The organism is Streptomyces armeniacus (assembly GCF_003355155.1).
In the GTDB taxonomy this organism is placed as follows: Bacteria; Actinomycetota; Actinomycetes; order Streptomycetales; family Streptomycetaceae; genus Streptomyces; species Streptomyces armeniacus.
Map to the genome: position 1 here is coordinate 2,451,365 of NZ_CP031320.1, position 23,425 is coordinate 2,474,789.

20 protein-coding genes and 1 pseudogene are annotated in these 23,425 nt (G+C 71.6%); 6 read left to right on the plus strand and 15 right to left on the minus strand.

The features are described from left to right. Positions 1-55: 55 nt before the first annotated feature. Positions 56-907, minus strand: a complete 852-nt coding sequence (locus tag DVA86_RS10680; protein ID WP_208877676.1) for a menaquinone biosynthetic enzyme MqnA/MqnD family protein — start codon at positions 905-907, stop codon at positions 56-58. A gap of 284 nt (positions 908-1,191) precedes the next feature. Here DVA86_RS10680 and DVA86_RS10685 point away from each other — a divergent pair, with 284 nt between their 5' ends. Continuing rightward, complete coding sequence (locus DVA86_RS10685; RefSeq protein ID WP_031008279.1) at positions 1,192-1,395, plus strand: cold-shock protein; 204 nt, start codon at positions 1,192-1,194, stop codon at positions 1,393-1,395. Here DVA86_RS10685 and DVA86_RS10690 read toward each other — a convergent pair. Beyond that, positions 1,396-2,465, minus strand: a pseudogene (locus tag DVA86_RS10690) (ABC transporter ATP-binding protein). A gap of 237 nt (positions 2,466-2,702) precedes the next feature. On the opposite strand from DVA86_RS10690, the gene DVA86_RS10695 reads away from it, so the two are divergent. Beyond that, positions 2,703-3,608: a TauD/TfdA dioxygenase family protein gene (locus DVA86_RS10695; RefSeq protein ID WP_245997587.1), complete on the plus strand. Its 906-nt coding sequence runs from the start codon at positions 2,703-2,705 to the stop codon at positions 3,606-3,608. Positions 3,609-3,701: 93 nt separating this feature from the next. Here DVA86_RS10695 and DVA86_RS10700 read toward each other — a convergent pair whose 3' ends face one another. Next, positions 3,702-5,621 carry an AMP-dependent synthetase/ligase gene (locus DVA86_RS10700; protein WP_425470806.1) on the minus strand — a complete coding sequence of 640 codons (1,920 nt, stop codon included), beginning with the start codon at positions 5,619-5,621 and terminating at the stop codon, positions 3,702-3,704. Between the two features lie 284 nt (positions 5,622-5,905). Further along, positions 5,906-7,210: an acetyl-CoA C-acetyltransferase gene (locus DVA86_RS10705; RefSeq protein ID WP_208877677.1), complete on the minus strand. Its 1,305-nt coding sequence runs from the start codon at positions 7,208-7,210 to the stop codon at positions 5,906-5,908. 72 nt (positions 7,211-7,282) lie between these two features. Here DVA86_RS10705 and DVA86_RS10710 point away from each other — a divergent pair, with 72 nt between their 5' ends. Beyond that, positions 7,283-8,728, plus strand: coding sequence for a 3-oxoacyl-ACP reductase (locus DVA86_RS10710; RefSeq protein ID WP_208877678.1), 1,446 nt, complete (start codon positions 7,283-7,285; stop codon positions 8,726-8,728). Between the two features lie 2 nt (positions 8,729-8,730). Beyond that, complete coding sequence (locus tag DVA86_RS10715) at positions 8,731-9,735, plus strand: MaoC/PaaZ C-terminal domain-containing protein (RefSeq protein WP_208884589.1); 1,005 nt, start codon at positions 8,731-8,733, stop codon at positions 9,733-9,735. Here DVA86_RS10715 and DVA86_RS10720 read toward each other — a convergent pair. The 7 genes from DVA86_RS10720 to DVA86_RS10750 form a co-directional block, all read right to left on the minus strand. Next, the gene (locus tag DVA86_RS10720) at positions 9,668-10,276 is read right to left on the minus strand and encodes a TetR/AcrR family transcriptional regulator (RefSeq protein WP_208884588.1); all 609 of its coding nucleotides are present in this window, start codon (positions 10,274-10,276) and stop codon (positions 9,668-9,670) included. The two genes, DVA86_RS10715 and DVA86_RS10720, sit on opposite strands and share 68 nt — an antisense overlap. A gap of 352 nt (positions 10,277-10,628) precedes the next feature. Continuing rightward, on the minus strand, positions 10,629-12,038 hold the full coding sequence (locus DVA86_RS10725) for a dicarboxylate/amino acid:cation symporter (RefSeq protein WP_208877679.1): 1,410 nt from the start codon (positions 12,036-12,038) through the stop codon (positions 10,629-10,631). A 340-nt stretch (positions 12,039-12,378) separates the two neighbouring features. Then, positions 12,379-12,726 (minus strand): DUF4229 domain-containing protein, encoded by a 348-nt coding sequence (locus DVA86_RS10730; RefSeq protein ID WP_281279278.1) that lies wholly within the window; start codon positions 12,724-12,726, stop codon positions 12,379-12,381. A 28-nt stretch (positions 12,727-12,754) separates the two neighbouring features. Then, complete coding sequence (locus DVA86_RS10735) at positions 12,755-13,279, minus strand: GNAT family N-acetyltransferase (RefSeq protein ID WP_208877682.1); 525 nt, start codon at positions 13,277-13,279, stop codon at positions 12,755-12,757. Positions 13,280-13,287: 8 nt separating this feature from the next. Beyond that, on the minus strand, positions 13,288-14,454 hold the full coding sequence (gene mqnE / locus DVA86_RS10740) for an aminofutalosine synthase MqnE (RefSeq protein WP_208877684.1): 1,167 nt from the start codon (positions 14,452-14,454) through the stop codon (positions 13,288-13,290). A gap of 112 nt (positions 14,455-14,566) precedes the next feature. Continuing rightward, positions 14,567-15,022, minus strand: a complete 456-nt coding sequence (locus DVA86_RS10745; RefSeq protein ID WP_208877686.1) for an Lrp/AsnC family transcriptional regulator — start codon at positions 15,020-15,022, stop codon at positions 14,567-14,569. 60 nt (positions 15,023-15,082) lie between these two features. Next, on the minus strand, positions 15,083-15,823 hold the full coding sequence (locus DVA86_RS10750; RefSeq protein ID WP_208877694.1) for a UbiX family flavin prenyltransferase: 741 nt from the start codon (positions 15,821-15,823) through the stop codon (positions 15,083-15,085). A gap of 202 nt (positions 15,824-16,025) precedes the next feature. Between DVA86_RS10750 and DVA86_RS10755 the strand changes: the two genes are divergently transcribed. Further along, positions 16,026-16,625: a rhomboid family intramembrane serine protease gene (locus tag DVA86_RS10755; RefSeq protein ID WP_208877695.1), complete on the plus strand. Its 600-nt coding sequence runs from the start codon at positions 16,026-16,028 to the stop codon at positions 16,623-16,625. A gap of 125 nt (positions 16,626-16,750) precedes the next feature. Here DVA86_RS10755 and mqnP read toward each other — a convergent pair whose 3' ends face one another. Both mqnP and DVA86_RS10765 read right to left on the minus strand, forming a co-directional pair. Continuing rightward, positions 16,751-17,671 carry a menaquinone biosynthesis prenyltransferase MqnP gene (mqnP, locus tag DVA86_RS10760; RefSeq protein WP_208877696.1) on the minus strand — a complete coding sequence of 307 codons (921 nt, stop codon included), beginning with the start codon at positions 17,669-17,671 and terminating at the stop codon, positions 16,751-16,753. Continuing rightward, a complete protein-coding gene (locus DVA86_RS10765) occupies positions 17,668-19,119 on the minus strand; it encodes a menaquinone biosynthesis decarboxylase (RefSeq protein ID WP_208877697.1) in 1,452 nt (483 codons plus the stop codon). Before DVA86_RS10765 ends, mqnP begins: the two co-directional genes overlap by 4 nt. A 110-nt stretch (positions 19,120-19,229) precedes the next feature. Here DVA86_RS10765 and DVA86_RS10770 point away from each other — a divergent pair, with 110 nt between their 5' ends. After that, the gene (locus DVA86_RS10770) at positions 19,230-19,586 is read left to right on the plus strand and encodes a PLD nuclease N-terminal domain-containing protein (RefSeq protein WP_208877699.1); all 357 of its coding nucleotides are present in this window, start codon (positions 19,230-19,232) and stop codon (positions 19,584-19,586) included. Between the two features lie 103 nt (positions 19,587-19,689). On the opposite strand, the gene DVA86_RS10775 is transcribed toward DVA86_RS10770, so the two are convergent. Both DVA86_RS10775 and DVA86_RS10780 read right to left on the minus strand, forming a co-directional pair. After that, complete coding sequence (locus DVA86_RS10775; protein ID WP_208877701.1) at positions 19,690-21,318, minus strand: ABC transporter substrate-binding protein; 1,629 nt, start codon at positions 21,316-21,318, stop codon at positions 19,690-19,692. A 31-nt stretch (positions 21,319-21,349) separates the two neighbouring features. Next, complete coding sequence (locus DVA86_RS10780) at positions 21,350-23,419, minus strand: ATP-binding protein (protein WP_208877702.1); 2,070 nt, start codon at positions 23,417-23,419, stop codon at positions 21,350-21,352. Positions 23,420-23,425 lie beyond the last annotated feature (6 nt).

The window sequence follows — 23,425 nt, forward strand, 5'->3', positions numbered from 1 at the left end:
CGCGGGCGCTCCCGCACCAGCTTAGGGGGCGCGTACGGCACGTCACACGCGATCGTCAGCCGTCCAGCAGCTCCACCCGTACGTCCTCGTCGAAGCCGAGCGTGCCGGCGGTGCGGCGCGCGAACTCCCGGATGCCGGCGAGCTGCTCCGTGCCCAGCCGGAAGTCGAGCGTCGTGAAGTAGCGCTCCAGGACGCGGGCCTCGAAGGGCTCCCAGCGGGCCGCCTGCTCGGCGACCTTCGCGACCTCCTCGAGCGACAGGTCGCGGGAGGTGAGGAACGCCTTGTGCACGGCCCGTACGATCTCGGGCTCGCGCTCGAGGTAGTCGCGGCGCACGGCCCAGACGGCGAACACGAAGGGCAGGCCGGTCCAGTCCTTCCACAGCTGGCCGAGGTCGTGGACGTCGAGGTCCGGCTCGGGGAGGGCGCGCAGATAGGACCGCAGCCCGAGGTCGCCGATCACGACGGCGGCGTCGGCCTCGCTCATCATGCGCGTGAGGTCGGGCGGGCACGTGTAGTAGTCGGGCTGGACGCCGTACCGCTCGGCGAGCAGCAGCTGAGCCAGGCGTACGGAGGTGCGGGAGGTGGAGCCGAGGGCGACGCGTGCGCCGTCCAGCCGCTCCAGCGGCACCCGGGAGACGATCTCGCAGGACATGACGGAGCCGTCGCAGCCGACCGCGATATCCGGGAGAGCGACGAGGTCGTCCGCATTGCGAAGGAATTCGACCAGCGGGACCGGTCCGATATCGAGATCTCCGTTCACCAGCAGTTCGCTGAGGCGATCAGGAGTGTCCTTCGTGAGCTCCAGATCGAGCAGGGTGCCGGTGCGTGCGAGACCCCAATAGAGGGGCAGGCAGTTCAGGAACTCGATGTGCCCGACGCGGGGGCGGTATCTCGGCTGTGCTGTCACACTGCGGAGCGTACGCCCGGCAGCGCCCGGCCCGGCCACCGGCACCGCGAGCAGGTCGCGGACCCGGTCTGGCCAGGGGCGGGGCGGGGGCCGGGGCGGCTGTCCGTAGGGTGATCGTCAGCACTTCCGCGCCACAGCATCACCGTGCTAGGCTCGCCGCAAGTTGCAGTTTGGTTTCCCTTGCAGTACAGAGCCTGCGGAGCATGTGACCGCGGGCTCTCGTCATTTTCAGACTTCTTGCAGGTTCTGGAGCAGGGCGACCCTTATAGGCCCAGGGAGGGCTTATGGCTACCGGAACCGTCAAGTGGTTCAACGCCGAGAAGGGCTTCGGCTTCATCGCCCAGGACGGCGGCGGTCCCGATGTCTTCGTCCACTACTCCGCGATCAACGCCACCGGCTTCCGCTCCCTCGAGGAGAACCAGCAGGTGAACTTTGACGTGACTCAGGGCCCGAAGGGCCCGCAGGCGGAGAACGTCACCCCCGTCTGATCACTTCACTGATTGAGCAGCACCCAAGGAGCCCCCGCCACCAGCGGGGGCTCCTGCCGTGTGTGCCCCTTCGGGCGCCGCGGCCCGTACGGCCTCGGCCGGGTCCCAGCCCTCGCCGGGCACGGCGGCGAGGAGCGCGCGCGTGTACGCGTCCTCCGGGCTGTCCAGCACCCGGGCCGTCGGCCCCTGTTCCACCGCACGGCCGCCGCACATCACCAGCGTCTCGTCGGTGACGTGCCGGACGACGGCCAGATCATGGCTGACGAAGACGAGGGCGACGCCCGTCTCGCGGCGTATCTCCAGCAGCAGGTGCAGGATCTGCGCCTGGATCGACACGTCCAGCGCGGCGACCGCCTCGTCCAGCACGAGCACGGCGGGGTCCACGGCGAGCGCGCGGGCGATGGCCAGGCGCTGACGCTGACCGCCGGAGAGGGTGTGCGGGCGGGCCGCGGCCTCGCTGCTGCCCAGCCGACCTGGTCGAGCAGCCGCAGCGTCCGCCGCTCGGCCGCGGCGGGCGCGCTGCCGTGCAGCCGCAGGGCGGTGAGCAGGCACTGGCGGGCGGTCAGCCGGGGGTCGAGCGAGACGTACGGGTCCTGGAACACCATCTGGATCTCCCGGGCCCGGGCCAGCCGCGCCGTACGCCCGCGGGGCGTGCGTCTGTCCCGTACGCGGCCCGCGACGGCGACGGTGCCCGCGTCGGGCCGTACGAGGCCGGCGAGCATCCGCGCGACGGTCGTCTTGCCCGAGCCGGATTCGCCGACGATGCCGAGGGAGCCGCCGGCGGGCACGGTGAAGCCGATGTCGTCGACGGCGGTGAGGCGGCCGCCGCCGGGCAGCGCGTACGCCTTGCGCAGGGCATCAACGGCGAGCACGGGCAGGCCGGTCGGGGTGGTGGGGCCGGTCTCTGCGGTCACCGGGGGCTCCTTTCGGGGGTCGCCTTCGCCGGGGCTGCCGGGCGGCGAGGGAGGCCAGAGCACGCAGGGAGTGAGCGGCACACGCGGCGGCGTGCGGGGCGGAGCGGCACCCGGAGGTGGGATTGACACTGCCGGCGGCCGCTCCCAGAATGGCATGCATGATCATGCAGCACTCGTCATACGCGGCAGGCACCCTCGGTGTCCCGGACCGCGACGGGTGCGAGCGGTCCGGTCTCTAGCTGCGGCACGTCAGCGCCTTCATCCCGCTGGTACGTCCTCATTCACCCCTGCAGCCAGGAGAGCTCTGTGTCTCTGACCGATCCGCACACCGCTGGCACCCGCACCGAACCCGTCGTATCCACCACGACCGCGACCCCCGCCCCCACTCCCCGCCTGCGCGCCGCCCGGGTCCCCGACGGCGGCATCTACGAGGGCCGCCGCACCCTGCGCCGCGTCCCCGAGGGCTGGGAGGACCGCCCGTACGAGCTGTTCCGGCTCGTCCCGCTGGGCCGCGTGATCGGGGCCGAGATCCACGGTCTCGACCTCTCGCAACCCCTCGGCCCCGCCGTGCGCGAGGAGTTGAACCGCGCACTGCTGGAGTGGAAGGTGCTGTTCTTCCGCGCCCAGCACCTCAGCCCCGAGCACCAGCGCGACTTCGCCCGGCACTGGGGCGAGCTGGAGACCAACCCGCTGCTCGCGCGCGGCGCTTCCGACGAGGTGGTGCGGTTCGACAAGGGCGGCAGCGCCACACCCACCTTCGAGAACGTCTGGCACGCCGACGTCACCTTCCGCGAACGTCCCGCGCTGGGCGCCGTCCTGCAGCTCCGTGAGGTGCCGCCGGTCGGCGGCGACACCATGTGGGCCGACATGGGCTGCGCCTACGACAACCTGTCGGACGAGATCAAGGAGCGGATCGACGGCGCCACCGCCGTGCACGACTTCATCCCGGGCTTCTCCCGGTTCTACGGTCCCGAACGGCTCGCCCCGCTCCAGGACCAGTTCCCGCCCGTGGAGCACCCGGTCGTGCGCACCCACCCGGAGTCCGGGCGCAAGCTCCTCTTCGTCAACACCTCCTTCACCACCCACATCACGGGGATGTCCAGGGAGGAGAGCGATCGTCTGCTGCGCGAGCTGGTGCAGCAGGCGCACATCCCGGAGTACCAGGTGCGGTTCCACTGGCAGCCCGGTGACATCGCGTTCTGGGACAACCGCGCCACGCAGCACTACGCGGTGGACGACTACGCGCCGCACCGCCGCGTCGCCGAACGGGTCGCGATCGCGGGCGACCGCCCCTTCTAGGCGGTCCGCGGACCGCCTCCGGCGGGCGGCCGGCCGTGACACCACGGCCGGTCGCCCGCCCCGGACGCGCTCAGGCACACTCGGGCGCGCCCCTCACGCGTAGAGCCGGTCGATCTCCTCGGCGAAGTCCCGTACGATCGCCGCCCGCTTCAGCTTCAGCGACGGGGTGAGGTGCCCGCCCTCCTCCGTGAAGTCCAGCGGCAGCACCGCGAAGCGCCGGATCGATTCGGCGCGCGACACCAGCCGGTTGGTCTCGTCCACCGCCTGCTGGAGGTTGCGCAGCAGGTCCTCGTCCTCGGCCAGTTCCGCGAGCGTAAGTTCCTGCTTCTTGTGCATCTGCTGCCAGTGCGCGAGCCCGTCCGGTTCCAGGGTGATCAGCGCGGTGACGTACGGCCGGTCGTCGCCGACCACCAGGCACTGGTTGACGAGGGGGTGGGCGCGGAGCCAGTCCTCCAGCGGCGCGGGCGCGATGTTCTTGCCCCCGGAGGTGATGATCAGGTCCTTCTTGCGCCCGGTGATGGTGAGATAGCCCTCGTCGTCCAGCCGGCCGACGTCCCCCGTACGGAACCAGCCGTCGTCGGACACGTCGGGCACGGCCTCGCGCCGGGCGGAGTCCCAGTAGCCGCGGAACACCTGGCCGCCCTTCAGCAGCACCTCGCCGTCGTCCGCGATCCGTACGGCCGTGCCGGGCAGCGGCCAGCCGACCGTGCCCAGCCGCGGTTTGAGCGGTGGCGTCACGGTGGCGGCGGCGGTGGTCTCCGTCAGCCCGTACCCCTCGAACACCTCGACCCCCGCGCCCGTGAAGAACGCGCCGAGGCGCTTCCCGAGCGGTGAGCCGCCGCAGATGACGTACTTCACCTTCCCGCCGAGCGCCGCCCGGATCCGCCGGTACACCAGCGGGTCGTACAGTCCGCGGGCCGCCCGGATGCCCAGGCCCGGCCCCGGGCCGCTGCCGTGCCGGGCGTCGATCCAGGCGTCGCCCCAGCGCACGGCGATCTTCGAGGCGCGGTCGAACGAGGAGGCGCGGCGCATCTTCTCGGCGGTCGCGCGGCCGGTGTTGTAGACCTTCTCCAGGACGTACGGGATGGCCAGCAGGAAGGTGGGCTGGAAGCCGGCCAGGTCCGCCAGCAGCTCGTCCGTCTTGATGCTCGGCGCGTGCCCGAGCCGCACCCGTGCCCGTACGCAGCCGACCGCGACCATCCGCCCGAACACGTGCGACAGGGGCAGGAACAGCAGTGTCGAGGCGGGCTCCGCGCTGACGGACTTGAAGATCGGGTGGAGCAGTTCGATGTTGTTGTCGACCTCGGCGAAGAAGTTGCCGTGGGTGAGGACGCAGCCCTTGGGCCGGCCGGTAGTGCCGGAGGTGTAGATCAGGGTGGCGATGGTGTCCGGGGTGAGCAGCCTGCGGCGCTCGTCGACGGCCTCGTCCGGCACCTCCTGGCCCGCGGCGACGAGTTGGGAGACGGCGCCGGCGTCGAGCTGCCAGAGGTGTTCGAGTGCGGGCAGCGCGCCGCGTACGCCCGTGACCAGCCGCGAGTGCTCGACGTTCTCCACGGCGCAGGCCACCACGTCGGCGTCCTGGAGGATGTGGCGCGCCTGCGAGGCGGAGGACGTGGGGTAGATCGGCACGGTGACCAGCCCGGCGGCCCAGCCGGCGAAGTCGAGCAGGGTCCACTCGTAGCTCGTACGGGCCATGATGGCCAGCCGGTCGCCGGGCCGCAGGCCATGGGCGATCAGGCCCTTCGCGGTGGCGCGCACCTCCTCGGCGAACGTCGCCGCCGTCACGTCCGTCCAGCGCCCGTCCGGCTGCTTGCGGCTGAGGACGACGTCCGTGGGGGCGTCCGCGGAGTTGTGGAAGGGCACGTCCGCGAGGGAGCCGTGCTGCGCGGGCGCCACGAGTGGTGGCACCGACACCTCTCGTACGACCCCGTCGACCACGTGCCGGGTCGGCTCGACGAGGGCGGGGGCGGGGGCGGTCGCGGATGCCGGTGGGACGGCGATCTGCTCTGGCATGGCGGCTCCTTGAGGGTCGGAGGTTCCGATTCCGCGGATCTGCTGGGTCGTACGGAGGGCGCGGGCCCCGCCTGCCGCGCGGTCCTGCCCTGCCCTGGCGGGGCCGCGCGGCGTGGCGTACGGCGTGCGCGGTGCGTAGGAGCGCCGACCGGTGTGACCGAGCTGGTCCGCGCCGCCCCGCAGCTCCGCGAGCCCGCCCGCGGACCCGAGCGGACCGAACAGACCGAGCGGAAGGAGCGGAAGGAGCGGAACGGCACGGAAAGGGACGGGTCCGACCGGAGTCCCTACGCACGTTCGAGAATCGCCGTCACCCCCTGACCGCCGGCGGCGCAGATGGAGATGAGCCCCCGCGCGCCCGGCCGCGCGCCCTCGCGCTCCGCGAGGAGCTTGGCGAGCGTCGCGACGATGCGGGCGCCGGTGGCGGCGAAGGGGTGGCCGGTGGCGAGCGACGAGCCTGCGGTGTTGAGGCGGCTCCGGTCCACCGGCGCGAGGCCCTGCTTCTCCCAGGCGGCCATGGTGGCGAGCACCTGGGAGGCGAACGCCTCGTGGATCTCGACGAGTTCGAAGTCCTCCATGCCGAGCCCGACCCGCCGCAGCATCCGGGGTACGGCGAAGGCGGGCGCCATCAGCAGCCCTTCGCCGGCGTCCTCGGTGAAGTCGACGGCTCCGGTCTCGTACGCGGTCAGATACGCGAGCGGCCGCAGACCGCGTTCCCGTGCCCACTCCTCCCCGGCGAGCAGGACGGTGGCGGCGCCGTCGCTGAGCGGGGTGGAGTTCCCGGGGGTCATGGTGGCCTCGCCGGTGACCTCGCCTTCGGTGACGCCGAATACGGGCTCGAGCTCACCGAGCTTCTGCACGGAGGTGCCGGGGCGCAGATTCTGGTCGCGGGCGAGGCCGTTGAAGGGGACGACGAGGTCGTGCAGGAAGCCGCTGTCGTAGGCGGTGGCGAGGTTGCGGTGGCTCCGGGCGGCGAGTTCGTCCTGTTCCAGCCGTGTGATGCCCCACTCCTTGGCCGTCTGGGCGGCGTGCTCGCCCATGGAACGGCCGGTGCACGGCTCGGCGTTGCGGGGGATCTCCGGCAGGAGGTGCTTCGGCCGTACGGGGGCGATCTCACGGGTCCGCGCCCTGAGGGTCTTGGCCCGGCGGGTGGCGAGCAGGATGCGGCGCAGCCGGTCGTTCATGGCGATGGGCGGGTCGCTGGTGGTGTCGGCGCCGCCGGCGATGCCGGAGTCGATCTGACCGAGTGCGATCTTGTTCGCGACCGCGATCACGGCCTGCAGGCTGGTGGCGCAGGCCTGCTGGATGTCGTACGCGGGCGTGCGGGGGTCGAGGCCGGTGGAGAGCACGCTCTCGCGGGCCAGGTTGAAGTCCCGGCTGTGCTTGAGTACGGCGCCGGCCACGACCTCGCCGATGGCGCGCTCGCCGTGCAGGCCGTGCCGTTCGACGAGGCCGCCGAGCGCGGCGGTGAGCAAGTCCTGGTTCGAGCAGGTCGCGTAGGGACCGTCTGCGCGCGCGAAGGGGATGCGGCTGCCGCCGATGACCGCCACCCGGCGCGGGACCTGGGAACGTATGAGGCCGCTGGAACTCATCCTCGACCAAACTCCTGACCTGTGAGTAACCTTACTCGGAAGTAAATTTACGCGAAGCCGAGGAGTTGGGGAATGGCCGACCGCTACCTTCATTGGACCCGTACGGGTCCCGGCCGCTTCCTCTCCCGACGCCTCGGCCTCCCCCAGCCCGCGCGGCTCCACCGCTGGTCGGCGGAGCGGCCCGTACTGGAAGGGGGTCCGCTGCTGCACCTCACCGCCGGACGTACGGCATGCGACGGCGCTGCGCTCGCAGCGGCGCTCGGCGGGTGCGGGCTGCCGGTCCGCACCAAAACCGCCGATACGTCCCGACCGGAAACCCACTTCTCCGCCGTGGTCCTGGACGCTACGGGTATTCGGTCCGCAGCGGAACTCGGGGAGGTGCACAGCGCCCTCCATCCCGTCGTACGCAGCCTCGCGGCGAACGGCCGCGTGGTGCTCCTGGGCAGCGTCCCCGCCCCGGACGACCACCACCAGGCGGCGGCCCAGCAGGCGTTGGAGGGGTTCGTACGGTCACTGGGCAAGGAGCTGACGAAGGGGTGCACGGCGCAGCTCGTACGCGTACGGGTGGCGCCCGGCGCGCACGGCGAGGCGCACGCCGGCACCGTGCGTACGGGCGCCCTGGAGTCCACCCTGCACTTCCTCCTCTCCCCCAAGTCGGCCTACGTCAGCGGCCAGTCGATCACCGTGGACCCCTCGCTCCCCACGGCCGCCGCCGTACCGGAGGCAGGCGACGGGCACTCCGGCGGCCGGACCTCCGGCGACCGGCGAGCGGCCGGTCCGGCGCGCCCGCTGGCCGGCCGTACGGCGCTGGTGACCGGAGCGGCGCGCGGCATCGGCGCGGCCGTCGCGGAGACGCTGGCGCGGGACGGCGCGCACGTCGTCTGCCTCGACGTGCCGCAGTCCGAACCGGAACTGTCGGCCCTCGCCGAACGGCTCGGCGGCAGCGCGCTCCCGATGGACATCGGCACGCCCTTCGCGGGCGCCGACATCGCCGCCGCTCTCCCCTCCGGCGGCCTGGACGTGCTCGTACAGAACGCCGGCATCACCCGCGACCGGCGCCTCGCCAACATGTCCGCCGAACGCTGGCGTTCCGTACTGGACATCAACCTCGCCGCCGTGCTGCGCACCACCGACCACCTGCTCGGCTCCGGCGCGGTGCGCGCGGGCGGCCGTATCGTCGCCACCGCCTCCATCGCGGGCATCGCCGGGAACACCGGCCAGACCAACTACGCGGCGAGCAAGGCCGGCGTTGCCGGCATGGTCCGCTCGCTGGCGCCGCGCGCCGCCGCGGAGCACGGCGTCACCGTGAACGCCGTCGCGCCCGGCTTCATCGAGACCCGGATGACGGCCGCCGTCCCCTTCTTCGTCCGCGAGGCGGGCCGCCGCATGAACTCCCTATCCCAGGGCGGCCTTCCGGCCGACGTCGCGGAGACCGTCGCGTGGTTCGCGCATCCCGGCTCCGGCGGGGTGAACGGGCAGGTCGTCCGCGTCTGCGGACAGAGCCTTCTGGGGGCGTGACGATGCTCGCCACCACCCTCGCGAAAGGCGCGCTCGGCTCCCTGCGCAAGCGCGGACCGTACGACGGCGCACGGCTGCCCGCCGGGCAACTGGTGCTCAGCGGGGCGCGCGTGGACCACGGCAAGCTCGCGGCGTACGCGGACGTCTGCGGCTTCACGCCTCCCGTGACACCCCCGGCGCGGGCCTTGCTGCCCGCCACCTATCCGCACGTTCTGGGCTTTCCGCTGGCCATGCGGCTCATGGCCGACCCCGCGTTCCCGTTCCCGCTGCTCGGCCTGGTGCACACGGGCATCGAGATCACCCAGCACAGGGCACTGCGCGCGGCGGACCGCCCGGAACTCCGGGTACGTGCGGAGGGGTTGGCGCCGCACCGCAGGGGCAGCAGGTTCGACGTGCTGACGGAGGCGTGGCTGGACGGTACGGAGGTGTGGCGCTCACGCAGCACCTACCTGTACCGGCACCGGCGCGCCCCCGACGAGGGCGCGCGGAACGGCCGTACGGACGCGGAGCACGGTGACGAGGGCCACCGTGACGCGGAGCACCGTACGGAGGCCGCGCGCGCCGAGCCGCTCCCCGTACGCGCCGAGTGGGCGCTGCCGGGCAGCCTGGGGCGCCGCTACGCGGCGGCGTCCGGCGACCGCAACCCGATCCACCTGCACCCGCTCACCGCCCGCCCGTTCGGCTTCCGGCGGGCCATCGCGCACGGCATGTGGCTGGTCGCGCGCTGCCTCGCGGAAGCGCAGAACACCGGGGGCACGGGCACCGGAGGCACCGGCACCGGGAGCGCGGGGAGCGCCGAACAGCTCGCCCTCTCGGCGGAGTTCCGTGCCCCCGTGCTGCTCCCCGCCACCGTCGCCTACGGCGAGCGGAACGGCTCGTTCGAGCTACGTGGCGCGCCCACCGGAGCGGGCACGGCCGGCGGCGAGCCGCCTCTGCACCTCAGCGGCCGGGTGTCCAGCGGGCGCCCTTCATCAGGTTCTCCAGGCCCGCCCAGCAGAAGTTCATGAGCGTGGCCGCCGTCTCCTTCGCCGAAGGCGCGTCCTCCTGGCGGCTGTTGGCCCAGTCGGCGAGCGACTCGGCGGCCCCGACCAGCGCGTGCGCCAGCCCGGACACCTCCCGTTCCGCCAGCACGTCGTCCGCGCAGCCCGCGTCCCGCGCCGCCTTCCCGATCAGCGAGGTCACCAGGTCCGTGATCTCCGTACGCAGCACGGCGACCTCGCGCGCGAACGGCTCCCCCTGCGTACGGGCCTGCTGGTGCAGCACCACCCAGCCGTGCGGGTGGGCGGCGGTGTGCGCGAAGAAGGCGCACAGGCCGTTCCACAGCCGCCGGTCGGCGGACACCCAGCCGGCGCCGTCCTCGGTGCTCGCGCGCACGGCCGCGACCAGCGCGGCGGCCTCGCGCTGTATGCACGCGGTGAACAGCTCTTCCTTCGACTTCAGATACTGGTAGACCAGCGGCTTCGAGACCCCCGCCGCCTCCGCTATGTCGTCCATGGACGCGGCGCGGTAGCCGTACCGCGCGAATCCCTCGACCGCCGCGTCGAGCATCTGCTGTTCGCGGACAGCCCTTGGCACCCGCTTGCTTGCCTTCGTCCCCACCTCTGTGCTCCTCCACCCCGCCGTCCCCCGAGCGTCAACAGTGGTCAGGCTACGCCGAAGCGCGCCCACACCCCCGGTTCCCCGGGCGCGTCCGGCGTACGGGAGCGTGCTGACGGCCCATGCCGACCGGCCCGTTCCGAACGGCCGCACATACGCGACGGTTTGACCGGCGAATGCGACCGGAACTGAAACGGGCCGGAAACGGGCGGCGCTTGGCCGGAAACGGATCCAAAACGGGTCTGGTGCCGGCCCGGACGGACCGGGCCGACACCAGAAGGGGCACCAGAAAGGGCGGCAGGGATCAGGCGGGCAGCGGCTGCGCGCCCTCCCCGGCGGCGTCGCGGTCGCGGTCACCGTCGCTGTCGCGGTCGCCGTCCGGCGTACGCGCGGACCGCGCCTCGTCCCGTTCCAGATCGTCCAGGCTGAAGCTCTTGGCGCTGTTGAACGCCTCCAGGTCCAGGATCTTCTCGCGGGCCGACACGAGCACCGGGATGAGCGCCTGCCCGGCGACGTTCGTCGCCGTCCGCATCATGTCCAGGATCGGGTCGATGGCCAGCAGCAGACCGACGCCCGCCAGCGGGAGGCCCAGCGTGGAGAGGGTCAGCGTGAGCATCACGGTGGCGCCGGTCAGGCCCGCCGTGGCGGCGGAGCCGATCACCGAGACGAAGGCGATCAGGAGGTAGTCGCCGACGCCGAGGTCGATGCCGAAGATCTGGGCGACGAAGATCGCGGCGATCGCCGGGTAGATGGAGGCGCAGCCGTCCATCTTGGTGGTGGAGCCGAACGGCACGGCGAACGACGCGTACTCCTTCGGCACCCCGAGGCGTTCGGTCACCTTCTGCGTCAGCGGCATGGTGCCGACCGACGAGCGGGAGACGAAGCCCAGCTGGATCGCGGGCCAGGCGCCCCGGAAGAACTGCACCGGGTTGACCTTGGCGACGGTGGCCAGCAGCAGCGGGTAGACGCCGAACATGACGATGGCGCAGCCGATGTAGATGTCGGCGGTGAAGGTCGCGTACTGGCTGATGAGGTTCCAGCCGTAGTCCTTGATCGCGGTGCCGATCAGGCCGAGCGAACCGAGCGGCGCGAGCCGGATGATCCACCACAGCGCCTTCTGGAGCAGCGCGAGCACGGCCTCGCCGAGCGTCAGCAGCGGTTCCGCCTTGGGCCCCAGCCGGAGCGCGGCGATGCCCGCCACGGCGGCCATGAACACGATCTGCAGGACGTTGAGCTCGGTGAACGGCGTGATGACATCCGTCGGCACGATGCCGGTGAGGAAGTCCAGCCAGCTGCCCTTCTCTTCCGGTTCGGCGCCGTCACGGGCGCTGAGCCCGGTGCCCGAACCCGGGTTGGTGAGCAGGCCGATGGCGAGGCCGATCGCAACGGCGATCAGCGACGTGGCCATGAACCAGAGCAGCGTGCGGGTGGCGAGCCGTGCGGCGTTGGACACCTTCCGCAGGTTGGTGATGGAGATGACGATCGCGAAGAAGACGAGGGGCGCGACGGCCAGCTTCAGCAGCTGTACGAACGTTTCGCCGATCTTCGTCAGGGTGGTCCCGAGCCAGTCGATCTCCCAGTGCCGGGCGGCCCAGCCGAGCAGGACGCCCAGCACGAGACCGCCCAGGATCTGGGCCCAGAACGGGACCTTGGGTATGCGTACACGCGCGGGTGCGGGCGCGGCGGACGCGGACGTATCAGTGGACACGGACACACTCCGGTGAGGACGGAAAAAGGGGACGTGAGCGAGCGCAGGCGGAGCAGAGCGAACACCGGAGCGGAAGTCCGGCCGCTGGTCAGCGGCGCTGACAGGCCGCGGAGAGGCAGCGGCAGAGGTCGACGTGCAGCCGCGCGACGAGCATCGCGCTCGTCGCGTCGGAGAAGGGGGCCGCTGTCGTCACGGAGCTCACGCTAACACCACGTCTTTGATGTACCCAAAGCTTCTCTTTGGGTAACGCCACGAAGACGCACAACGCCCCGCCGTGGAAGGTGATTCCCGGCGGGGCGCTGTTTCGGATGTGACGCGGATTACGCCGTACGCGGCTGCTCGGCTCTCACGCCGTACGCGGCGACTCGTCCGCCGTACCGCCGCCCGTACCGCCCCCGGACGCGTCCTGTGCGTCGTCCTCCATGCTGCGGTTCGCGGCCAGCTTCCCCTTCGCCTTGTCCACTCCGCCGGCCAGCTGCTGTGCCATCGCGTCCCGCTGCCCGCGCAGCAGGACGAAGCTGAGCGGCGCGGAGATCACCAGGGCCAGCAGGAAGATCCACAGCGGGTTGGAGTCGCCGATGCCCTCGGGCAGGATTCCGGCGTACGCCAGCACCGCGACGAGGACGAGGCAGCCGACAAAGATGCCCAGCCGCATGGTGGTGTAGCGGAGCGTTGCGTGTGAGGTGCTGCTCACGGCCTTCTCTTCCTTCGTCCGATCCGACTCAGTGGAGTGTCATCCACATGGTGACATCGTCCTCGTACTCGCCGTCGGCCACCCTGATCGCGTCCGGCACGCGGCCGACCTCCTTGTAGCCGCAGGAGGCGTAGAAACGTTCCGTCCCGCGTCCGCCGCGCATCGTGAGCCGGATGCCCCGGACCCCCTCGAGGTCGCGGGCCGCGTCCGCCGCGGCGGCCATCAACTCCCGTCCGGTGCCGGTGCCCTGCAGGGACGGGTGCACCATCACGGTGTACAGCCACACCCAGTGCCGCATCAGCCGGTGGGAGTTGAGCGTCAGGAAGGCCGTCGCGGCGACCTCGCCGCGCTCGTCGAACCCGGCCACCAGCCGGACGCTGCCCTCGGCCATCCCGTTCAGATACCGCAGCAGCTCCGGCCGTACGTCCTCCCGCGTCACCGGCGGTACGAAGCCGACCGCGCCGCCGGCGTTCACGACGTCCGCCCAGAGGGCGGTGATGCCCTCGGTGACGCGTGGTTCCAGCGGCGGCCCGGAGACGAAGCGGAGGGTCATGCGCGCACTCACACCCGCATCGGCTGGGGCGACTCACGGCGGTCCGGGTCGGGCCCGTCGTACTCGCGGATGATCTCGTAGCGCGTGTTCCGCTCCATCGGGCGGAAGCCCGCGTCTCGGATCAGGTCGAGCAGGTCCTCGCGGGTGAGCTTGTCGGGGGTGCCGAAGTTGTCCGCGTCGTGCGTGATCTTGTACTCGACGACCGAGCCGTCCATGTCGTCCGCGCCGTGCTGCAGCGCCAGCTGAGCGGTCTGCACGCCGTGCATGACCCAGAACACCTTCACGTGCGGCACGTTGTCGAACAGCAGCCGGGACACGGCGAAGGTCTTCAGCGCCTCGGCGCCGCTGGCCATGGTCGTACGCGCCTGGAGCCGGTTGCGTACCTTGCCGTCCTGCATGTCCACGAAGTCGTGCTGGTAGCGCAGCGGGATGAAGACCTGGAAGCCGCCCGTCTCGTCCTGGAGTTCACGCAGCCGCAGGACGTGGTCGACGCGGTGCCGGGGCTCCTCGATGTGCCCGTACAGCATCGTGCTGGGCGTCTTGAGGCCCTTCTGGTGCGCGAGCCGGTGGATGCGCGACCAGTCCTCCCAGTGGGTGGCGTGGTCCACGATGTGCTGGCGGACCTCCCAGTCGAAGATCTCGGCGCCGCCGCCGGTGAGCGACTCCAGGCCCGCGTCGATCAGTTCGTCCAGGATCTCGCTCGCGTCCAGCCCGGAGATCGTCTCGAAGTGGTGGATCTCCGTCGCCGTGAAGGCCTTCAGCGACACCGAGTCCGGCAGCGCCTCCTTGAGGGCGCTGAGCGACCGCGGGTAGTAGCGCCACGGGAGCGTCGGGTGGAGGCCGTTGACGATGTGCAGCTCGGTGAGGTTCTCCCCCTCCATGGCCTTGGCCAGCCGCACCGCTTCCTCGATGCGCATCGTGTACGCGTCCTTCTCGCCCGGCTTGCGCTGGAACGAGCAGTAGGCGCAGGACGCCGTGCACACGTTGGTCATGTTGAGGTGCCGGTTGACGTTGAAGTGGACGACGTCGCCGTTCTTCTCCGTACGCACCTCGTGGGCGAGGCCGCCAAGCCAGGCGAGGTCGTCGGACTCGTAGAGGGCGATGCCGTCCTCGCGGGTCAGCCGCTGCCCGGAACGGACCTTCTCCTCCAGCTCGCGCTTGAGTCCAGCGTCCATGCGCACGCGCCTCCCTCGGTCTGCGATGAGCGGTTTTCGAGCGTACTCCCCCGGCTGCCGCGGTTTGTGCCCCGCCCCTCTGTACGGCGCCGTACGGGCGTGGTACGGGGTGCTACGCGTCCTCGGGCAGCTCGCCGACGCGGTTCTCCCACTTGGTGGAGAGCACCATCGTCGTACGCGTGCGGGACACGCCCTTCGTCCCGGACAGCCGCCGGATGACGCGTTCCAGATCGTCGATGTCGCCCGCCCGCACCTTGAGCATGAACGAGTCGTCACCCGCGATGAACCAGCAGTCCTCGATCTCCGCGAGGTCCCGCAGCCGCGACGCGACCTCCTCGTGGTCCACTGCGTCCGAGAGCTGGATGCCGATCAGCGCGGTGACGCCGAGGCCCAGCGAGGGGGCGTGGACGGTGGCGCGGTAGCCGGTGATGACGCCCGCCGCCTCCAGCCGGTTGATGCGGTCGGTCACGCTGGGGCCGGAGAGGCCGACGAGCCGGCCCAGCTCGGCGTACGACGCTCTGCCGTTCTCGCGCAGCGCCTGGATGAGCTGCCTGTCCACCGCGTCCATGCGTACCGGGCCTTCCGTTCTCCTGGGATTCGCAGACTCCTGGATTCTTCGGATACGAATCTAAGGCATCGGGCCGCCGGTGCCTCGCGTCCGTTCCAGGGTCGTACGATCCGCGGGCGACCCGTCCGGGGTCGAACGGTCCTGGGTCGTGCGGTCCGCGGTCGGGTCCCAGCGGCGGTAGAGCTTGTGCGGGACGGCGACGGCGTCCAGCGCCCGTCCGGCCACGAAGTCGACGAGGTCCTGGATGCCCCGCGCGCCGGCGTAGAACGCGGGCGAGGTCGGCAGCACGACGGCCCCGGCCTCGTCGAGCGTGACGAGGTGCCGCAGGGTCGTGCCGGTCAGCGGGGTCTCGCGGACGGCGACCACGAGCGGCCGCCGCTCCTTCAGCGTGACGGCGGCGGTGCGCTGGAGCAGGTCCTTCGACAGCCCGAGCGCGACACCGGCGACGCACTCGGTGCTCGCCGGCACGATCAGCATGCCGCGCACCGGATACGAGCCCGAGGACGGCCCCGCGGCCAGGTCGCCGGCGGGCCAGTGGCGTACGCCGCTGACGTCCGGGTCGTACGCGTCGGGGGTGCCGTCCGCGCCGCGGGCGAGCCAGCGGTGCAGGTCGTCGGCGGCGTGGGCGTCGCGGAACGGGTGGCCCGTCTCGTCCAGGACGGTCAGCCGGGCGGCCCGGCTCACGACCAGGTCCACAGCTTCCCCGGCGTGCAGCAGCGCGCGGAGGACGGCGGCGGCGTAGGGCGTTCCGGACGCGCCGGACACACCTACCACCCAGGGGCGGCGCTGGCTGGAATTCACGCCTTCGAGACTACGACGCCCGCGGGCGGGCACAGGACACGGGGGCGGGTCCGTTCCCGCGCCTGTTCGCGGGGCCGTTGACGGGGCCGTTGACGGCGCCGGGAACTCCGGACACCCCCTGTGGCGTTGTAACGGACGAACGGCGCGAACGTCGTACGCGCACCGGTGACAGCACCGGCTCTCTTGGGGGATGGAGAGGACGATGGCGAGCGAATCAAGCTACAGGGTGAAGGCCGCGGCCCTGCTCATCCTGCTCTGGGTCGGGCTCCTGTGGGTGCTGGAGGCGGTGGACCAGGCCACGGGGAACGCGCTGGACACCTTCGGGATAGAGCCACGGCGCGCCGACGAGCTGCTGGACGTGATCCCGGCGTCCTTCATGCACTTCGGCTTCGACCATCTGATGGCGAACACGCTGCCGCTGCTGGTGCTGGGCTTCATGGCGGCGCTGCGCGGCACCGGCCGGTTCCTGGCGGTGGCGCTGACGATCATCGTCGTGAGCGGGCTGGGCGTGTGGGTGACCGCTCCGGAGCACAGCAACACGGCGGGCGCGTCGGGGCTGGTATTCGGGCTGTTCGGTTATCTGGTGGTGCGCGGCTTCGTGGACCGGCGCATCACGGACGTGGCGCTGGGCGGGGTTGTCGCCGTGCTGTACGGCTCGATCCTCTGGGGCGTGCTGCCCACCTCGGCCGGGATCTCCTGGCAGGGGCACCTCTTCGGGCTGATAGGCGGCGTGCTGGCGGCCTTCATGACCTCCAGCACGCGCGGCGCGATAGGCGCCGGACGGCCGCCGGCCTGGCACTGACCGCCGGGCCCGGCCAGGACGGCCGGGCGCCGGGGCCCGGCCAGGACGGCCGGGACCGCCGCCGTACGGGATCGCCGTACCGGACCGCTGTACGAAGACCGCCGCGTGCTGCCGCGGGCCACGGGTCACCCCGTGAGGCCGCGGACCACCAGGTCGAGCAGGGCGAAGACGAAGAGCACGATGCCGATGATCCCGTTCACCGTGAAGAAGGCGCGGTTGAGCCGGGACAGGTCCGTCGGCCGGACGACGGAGTGCTCGTAGACGAACGCCCCGACCACGATCAGCAGGCCCAGCCAGTAGAGCAGCCCGGCCCCGGTCAGCGACCCGAACAGCGCCAGCAGCGCCACCGTCACGGCGTGGCAGCCGCGCGCGGTGTACAGCGAGGCGGCGATCCCGAACCGCGCGGGGAAGGAGCGGACGCCCTGGGCCCGGTCCGTGGCCACGTCCTGGCAGGCGTAGATCAGGTCGAAGCCGCCGATCCAGATGCCGATGGCCAGGCCGAGGGCGACCGCGTCCCAGGACCAGGCTCCGGTCACGGCGATCCAGGCGCCGGTCGGCCCGATGGCCTGGGCGAGACCCAGGATGGCGTGCGGGAAGTCCGTGAACCGCTTGCCGTACGGATACACGACCATCGGGATGACCGCGAGAGGGGAGAGCGCGAGGCAGAGGGGGTTCAGCAGGGCGCACGAGGTCAGGAAGATCACGACGGAGACGAGCGCGCCGGTCCAGGCCGTCCGTACGGTCACGGCGCCGGTGACCAGTTCACGTCCCGCCGTGCGCGGATTGCGGGCGTCGATCTCGCGGTCGATGATCCGGTTCGCGGCCATGGCGAAGGTGCGCAGCGTCACCATCGCGACGGTGACGAGGAGGAGCTGCCGCCAGTGGACGGTGGAGTCGTCGTGGAACATCGCGACGAGCGCGGCGATGTACGCGAACGGCAGCGCGAACACGGAGTGTTCGATCATCACGAGCCGCAGGAAGGCCCGTACTCTGCCGGTCTCGGGCCGTGTGGGACCGGGCACCGGCACGCCCTCAGCGGTGCTCACAGCCCGTATTCCTTCCAGCGCTTGGTGACCAGTTCGGCGATGTCCGGATCGGACTCGATCATCTGCGGCCAGCCGCCGTCCCGCGTGTAGCCCTCCTCGGGCCACTTCGCGGTGGCGTCGACGCCCGCCTTGCCGCCCCAGAACTGCTGGTACGAGGCGTGGTCGAGGTGGTCGACGGGGCCTTCCGCGACGGTCAGGTCGCGGGCGTAGTCGGCATTGCCCAGCGCGCGCCAGGCGACCTCGTGCAGGTCGTGCACGTCACAGTCGGCGTCCACCACCACGATCAGCTTCTCCAGGGAGAGCATGTGCGCGCCCCAGATGGCGTGCATGACCTTCTGCGCGTGCTTGGGGTACTTCTTGTCGATCGCGACGATCATGCAGTTGTGGAAGCCGCCCGCCTCCGGCAGGTGGTAGTCCACGATGTCCGGGATGATGATCTTGAGCAGGGGCAGGAAGAAGCGCTCCGTCGCCCGCCCCAGCGGCCCGTCCTCCGTCGGCGGCCGCCCCACCACGATCGACTGGAAGACCGGCCGCTTCCGCATCGTCACGCAGTCGATCCGCAGCGCCGGGAAGTCCTCCTGCGGCGTGTAGAAGCCGGTGTGGTCGCCGAACGGGCCCTCCGGCAGCATCTCCCCCGGCTCCAGCCACCCCTCCAGCACCACCTCGGCGGCGGCGGGCACCTGCAGCGGCACCGTCTTGCAGTCGACCATCTCGATCCGCTTGCCCTGCGTGAAGCCGGCGAAGAGGTACTCGTCGATGTCACCGGGGAGCGGCGCGGTCGCCGCGTACGTCACCGCGGGCGGACAGCCGAAGGCGATCGCGACGGGCAGCTTCTCGCCTCGCTTGGCCGCCACCTGGTAGTGGTTCCGGCTGTCCTTGTGGATCTGCCAGTGCATCCCGATGGTGCGCCGGTCGTGCCGCTGCAGCCGGTAGAGGCCGAGGTTCCGCACGCCCGTCTCCGGGTCCTTGGTGTGCGTCAGCCCGAGGTTGAAGAACCAGCCGCCGTCCTCGGGCCACGTGAACAGCGCGGGCAGCGCGTCCAGATCCACCTCGTCGCCGCGCAGGACCACGTCCTGTACGGGCGCCTCCTTGACCTTCCGCGGCGGTACGTGCGCCATCGCGCCGAGCTTGCCGAACGCCTCGCGCAGCCCCACGAACCCCTGCGGCAGCTCCGGCTTGAGCAGCCCGCCGATCTTCTCGCTGATCTCACCGTACGAGGTCAGCCCGAGCGCCTTGAGCAGCCGGCGGTCGGTGCCGAAGACGTTCATCGCCAGCGGGACCTGGGTGCCGCGCACGTTCTCGAAGAGGAGCGCGGGCCCGCCGTCCTTCTGCACCCGGTCGACGATCTCCCCGATCTCCAGCCGAGGATCGACCTCCGCCCTGATCCGCTTGAGGTCGCCGTCGCGCTCGAGCGCCCGCAGCAGCGAGCGGAGATCGTCGTATGCCATACGCCCCAGTATCATCCATGGCTTTCCCGCACCGTTACGCTGGCCCTGTACGGCCGCCGTCCGCACGGCGACGCCGCGCCGCAACCGCTCGCACCCAGGGGGCGCACCACATGCTGAGGTATCTGCCGTTCCTACTGGTCCTGGCGGTGTGGATCTATGCCTTCATCGACTGCCTGAACACCCCGGAGAAGGAAGTACGCAAACTGCCCAAGGTCGCATGGGTGATCATCGTGCTGCTCTTCGGGCAGGTTCTGCTGGGCCCGATCGCGTGGTTCGCTGTCGGCCGCCCGCGCAAGAACGCGCCGTACGGTGCCACGCGCCCGCAGGAGCGGCGCTGGGTGGCGCCGGACGACAACCCCGAGTTCCTGAAGTCGATCAACGAGGACGAAGAGGCACGGCGCCGGAAGAACCGCGGGACCACGGGCGACGAAGGCCCGGACGACACCCCGCCGCCGGCCGGCACCTGAGGGCCGTACGGGCCTGACCGCCCGTACGCGCCCCGCCCGCGCCCTCGTACGGCCGCCGGGCGCGGGCTTCACGGGCACGGCCTCACAGGCACGCGCCACGGCCTCACAGGCACTTGCCGTCGAAGATGTCCTCGTGCGTGCGGTAGTCGGGCTCCCGCTTCCCGCCGGAGCCCGAACCCGAGCCCCCCACCGGGTACTCCACCACCGGCACCGGCTTGCACACCGGCCACTTGTCCGTCTCGGGGGCGGCGTCGAACCCGAAGGTGCCGCTGGCGCCGCGGATGCAGTTGACGCAGTCGCTGCCGTCCTCCGTGCCGAGCACGTTCATGTTGGTCATGGTGTTGTAGACATCGTCCTTCGACGGCAGCCGCGGCTCGCCCTCGTCCTCACCCTCGTCCTTGCCTTCGCGCTTCCCCTCTTCGCTGTTCGCCGCCGTGTACGCCTCGTCGGCGGCCTGGGCGAGCACCGTGAACGCGTCGTGGTACATGATCGTGTAGCCGTCGTCCAGCGCCTTCCCGCCCAAGTCCAGCTTCTTGGCGAGGCGTTCGTACACCTCCTGGAACGCGTCGAAGCCCGGCGGCTGCCCCTCCCCCTTCTGCCACCACCGCGGGTCGACGTCCGAGCCGCCGACCGTGGTGATACGGGCCTTCCGCATCCGCTCGGTGGTCTCCTCGTCGGTGAAGACGGGGTCCTGCCCGATGCCGACCTTCATGATCCTGATCGGCCGCTTGTGCTCGCAGGACGCCTGGTCCGCGAGCTGGGTGACGAGACCGGGCAGGTCGCGGTCGCGCCCGGCGAAGAACACGGTGTCCGCCTTCGTCAGGCAGATCTTCTGCGCGATGGACGCGAACAGCTGCGGGATGCCCTCCCCGGAGCCGGTCTCGCCAAGGTACGAGGCGTTCCGTTTACGCAGTCCGTAGTCCTTGTCGAAGCGGTTCATGAAGACCTGGCGCAGGTTGACGGAGTAGTTGTCCTCTTTTCTGGAGTCCCAGACCAGGAACCCCTTGCCGGAGCCGGGCTCCCGTTCGAGGTAGCGCTCCAACGCCTGCGCGAAGTGCTCGTTCGACGCGGACGTCTTGAAGAGGTAGTCGGCGCTCATGTCGGGCGAGGTGATCACCGGGCCGACGACCGGGATCTTCCGTGCGGACAGCGCCTCGGCCGCGCGCTGCGTGTGCGGATGGCTGCTCGGGAAGCCCATCACGGCGACCAGCGGCGACTCTTCGTCGGTCATGCCCGCCAACTGGTCGACGACGGGCGCCCACTGGTCGAGATCCTTGCCGTCGTTGGCCAGCAGCAGCTGGTAGCGCATCCCCGAGTCCTGGTTCGCGCGCAGCTGGGCGGTGTGGGCGCCGGCCAGCGCGTTCCGGATCAGCTCGATGGTCATGACGCTGCTGGCGTCCCGTGTCATCGGCATCATGAGGGCGATCCGGACGTACGGGATGGGGGCACGGCCGTCCTCCGGGCTGTCCCAGCCCTTGCGGACGCGGGCGTTCTCGGCCGCGATGCCGCGGATCAGACCCTCCAGTTCGTCCTCGAAGACGTACGCCTCGTCGGTGACGCCGATGCACTCCTTCGCCGGGCCGGTCTCCTTCAGTCCTTCCGCGCACGGTTCGTCGTCGTCCAGGCTTACGGCGACCAGCGCCGCGCCGGCCACGAGCACCAGGAAACACACCACGCCGGCAAGGAACTTGTGCACCGGGAGCCATACGCGGTCTCGTATCTGCGGGGACATGACCTCTCGCTCTCTGAACGGCTGGCTCGCTTCACTGGGCTCTTCCGGTGCCGCCGGTGCCGCCGGTGCCACCCGGGCCGGCCGCGGCGGGCAGGGGCCGTTTCTCCCGGGCGGCCAGCGGCCACTCCTGGGACGCCCAAGTCAGCGCGGCGTGGCCGGAGACGTGCCGCTGGGCCAGGAAGGCCAGCTCCCGGCCCATGTCCGCGCAGGCCTGCTCGGACGGTTCGGCGACGGTGTCGACGACGTACCACAGTCCGTGCAGCAGCCTGTGGACGGACCGCTGCACGTCGTCGGTGTCGGCACGCAGCCGGTCGTGATCGCCGCGGGCGATCTCCTGGCGCCGGTCTTCCCACTCGGCGGTGGGCGGGTGCGGGGCGGTGGCCACGTGCCGCAGGCAGTCCAGCCAGCGGGCGGCCTCCCAGTCACCGAAGCAGCCGGTCAGCCGGTCCACCACGGCCTCCGCGGCACCGGCCGCGAGGGTGTGCCGCAGCGCGTCCGGCTCGCCCTCGGCGCCGAGCGCGGTGTGGTGGTCGCGCAGGGTGCCGTGCAGGTCCTGCCAGCGGTACCGGGCGCCGTCGCCCGCGCACCGCCTGCGCAACTCCTCGACCAGCAGGGCGCGGAGGAACGGATCGTCCACGAACGCCGTCCCGTCGCCCGCCGTCCACAGCTCCCGTTCAAGGTCGCGTTCGGCGGTGTCCGCCGGGTACGGCTCGGCGCTGAGCGGCGCGTACGCGGTCGCGAGCGCACCCGCCGCCTCCGGGTCGCGCGCGAGGGACAGCAGCACCAGCAGGTCCCGCAACTGCGGCTGCCCCACGAGCCGTTCGAGCAGCTCCTCGGTGACGGGCCTGCCGTCCGGGGTGGTGAGCTCCAGCAGCTGCCCCGGCCGCGCCGCCCGCTCCTCCGCGAGGTTGAGCACGGCGTCGCTCAGCACGCCGCAGCCCAGCGGCTGGCCGCCGGTGAGCCGGTGCAGGGCACTGGGCAGGTACGCGTCCAGGGCGCGCGGCGTGTGGTCGAGCATCGCCAGGACGTCGCGGCGGCTCAGCGGCGGCAGCGTGACCGTGTGGAGCGGCACGGGCGACGTGCCCGCGGGCAGCCGGCACCAGGCCGCGGCGTCGGCGATCGCGGCGGGCTCGGCCGGTTCACCGGCCGCGCCACCGCCGCGCCCGAGCTGCGTCGCGACGACGACCAGCGGGTCGGGCCGGTCACCGCGTGCCCGCGCTCCCGCCCGCGCGCGCAGCAGCAGGTCGATCAACTGCCGGCCGCCGGGCGTGTGCACGTTGTCCAGCAGGGCGAGCGGCCGCGGCGTACCCGTGCGGCGCTTCCACGTGCCGTACGCGTCGGCCAGGTCCGCCAGGAAGGCGGACACGAGGGTGTCTTCGACGTCGTACCGGAAGTCGCCGCCGCGGTGGAACCGGAGGCTCAGCTTGACCAGCACTTCGGGGCCCTGGTCGCCGGCGCTGGACTGAGCGGCGTACCAGTCGAGCACCGTACGGGCCTCGCGGCGCCCCACGTGCCGGTCGAAGTACTGCCGTACGACGGCGTCCGCGACCGGCTCCAGGTCGTCGTCGCCGTTCGCCTCGGCCAGTTGGGCGGCGACGTCCGCCATCCACGCGACGCCGGTGTCGCCCTCGTCCTCATCGCCGCTCCGCAGTTCGCAGGCGGTGAGCAGGCGGGCGATGCGCTCGCGTGCCAGGGTCTGCTCGGCCACGTTCCCGCGGTGCCAGCTGGACACCGCGAACAAGCCGGGCAGCAGCCGGTCGAAGCGGCGCCGCCCGTACTGCGGCACCGCCGGCGCCAGCCCCTCGGCCAGCAGGAACAGCGTGTCGACGACGGCCGAGACGTTGCTCGTCCCCAGCTGTGTACGCGCCGTGGGCGCGGCCGCCGCCAGGTCCGCGCGGGCGAGCGGCAGCCGGCCCTCGTACGAGGTGGCCAGCTCGTCCAGGACGGCGGTCTTGCCCATGCCGTGCCGGCCGGTCAGCAGCACCACCGGAAGGTCGTCGTCGGGCTGCCGCGGCACGGTCTGCTGCCGGTCGTGCGCCAGGCCCACCAGTTTGGGTACCAGCCCCCGCACGAGAGGTTCCCGTGCGTACAGCTCCGTCACGTGCTC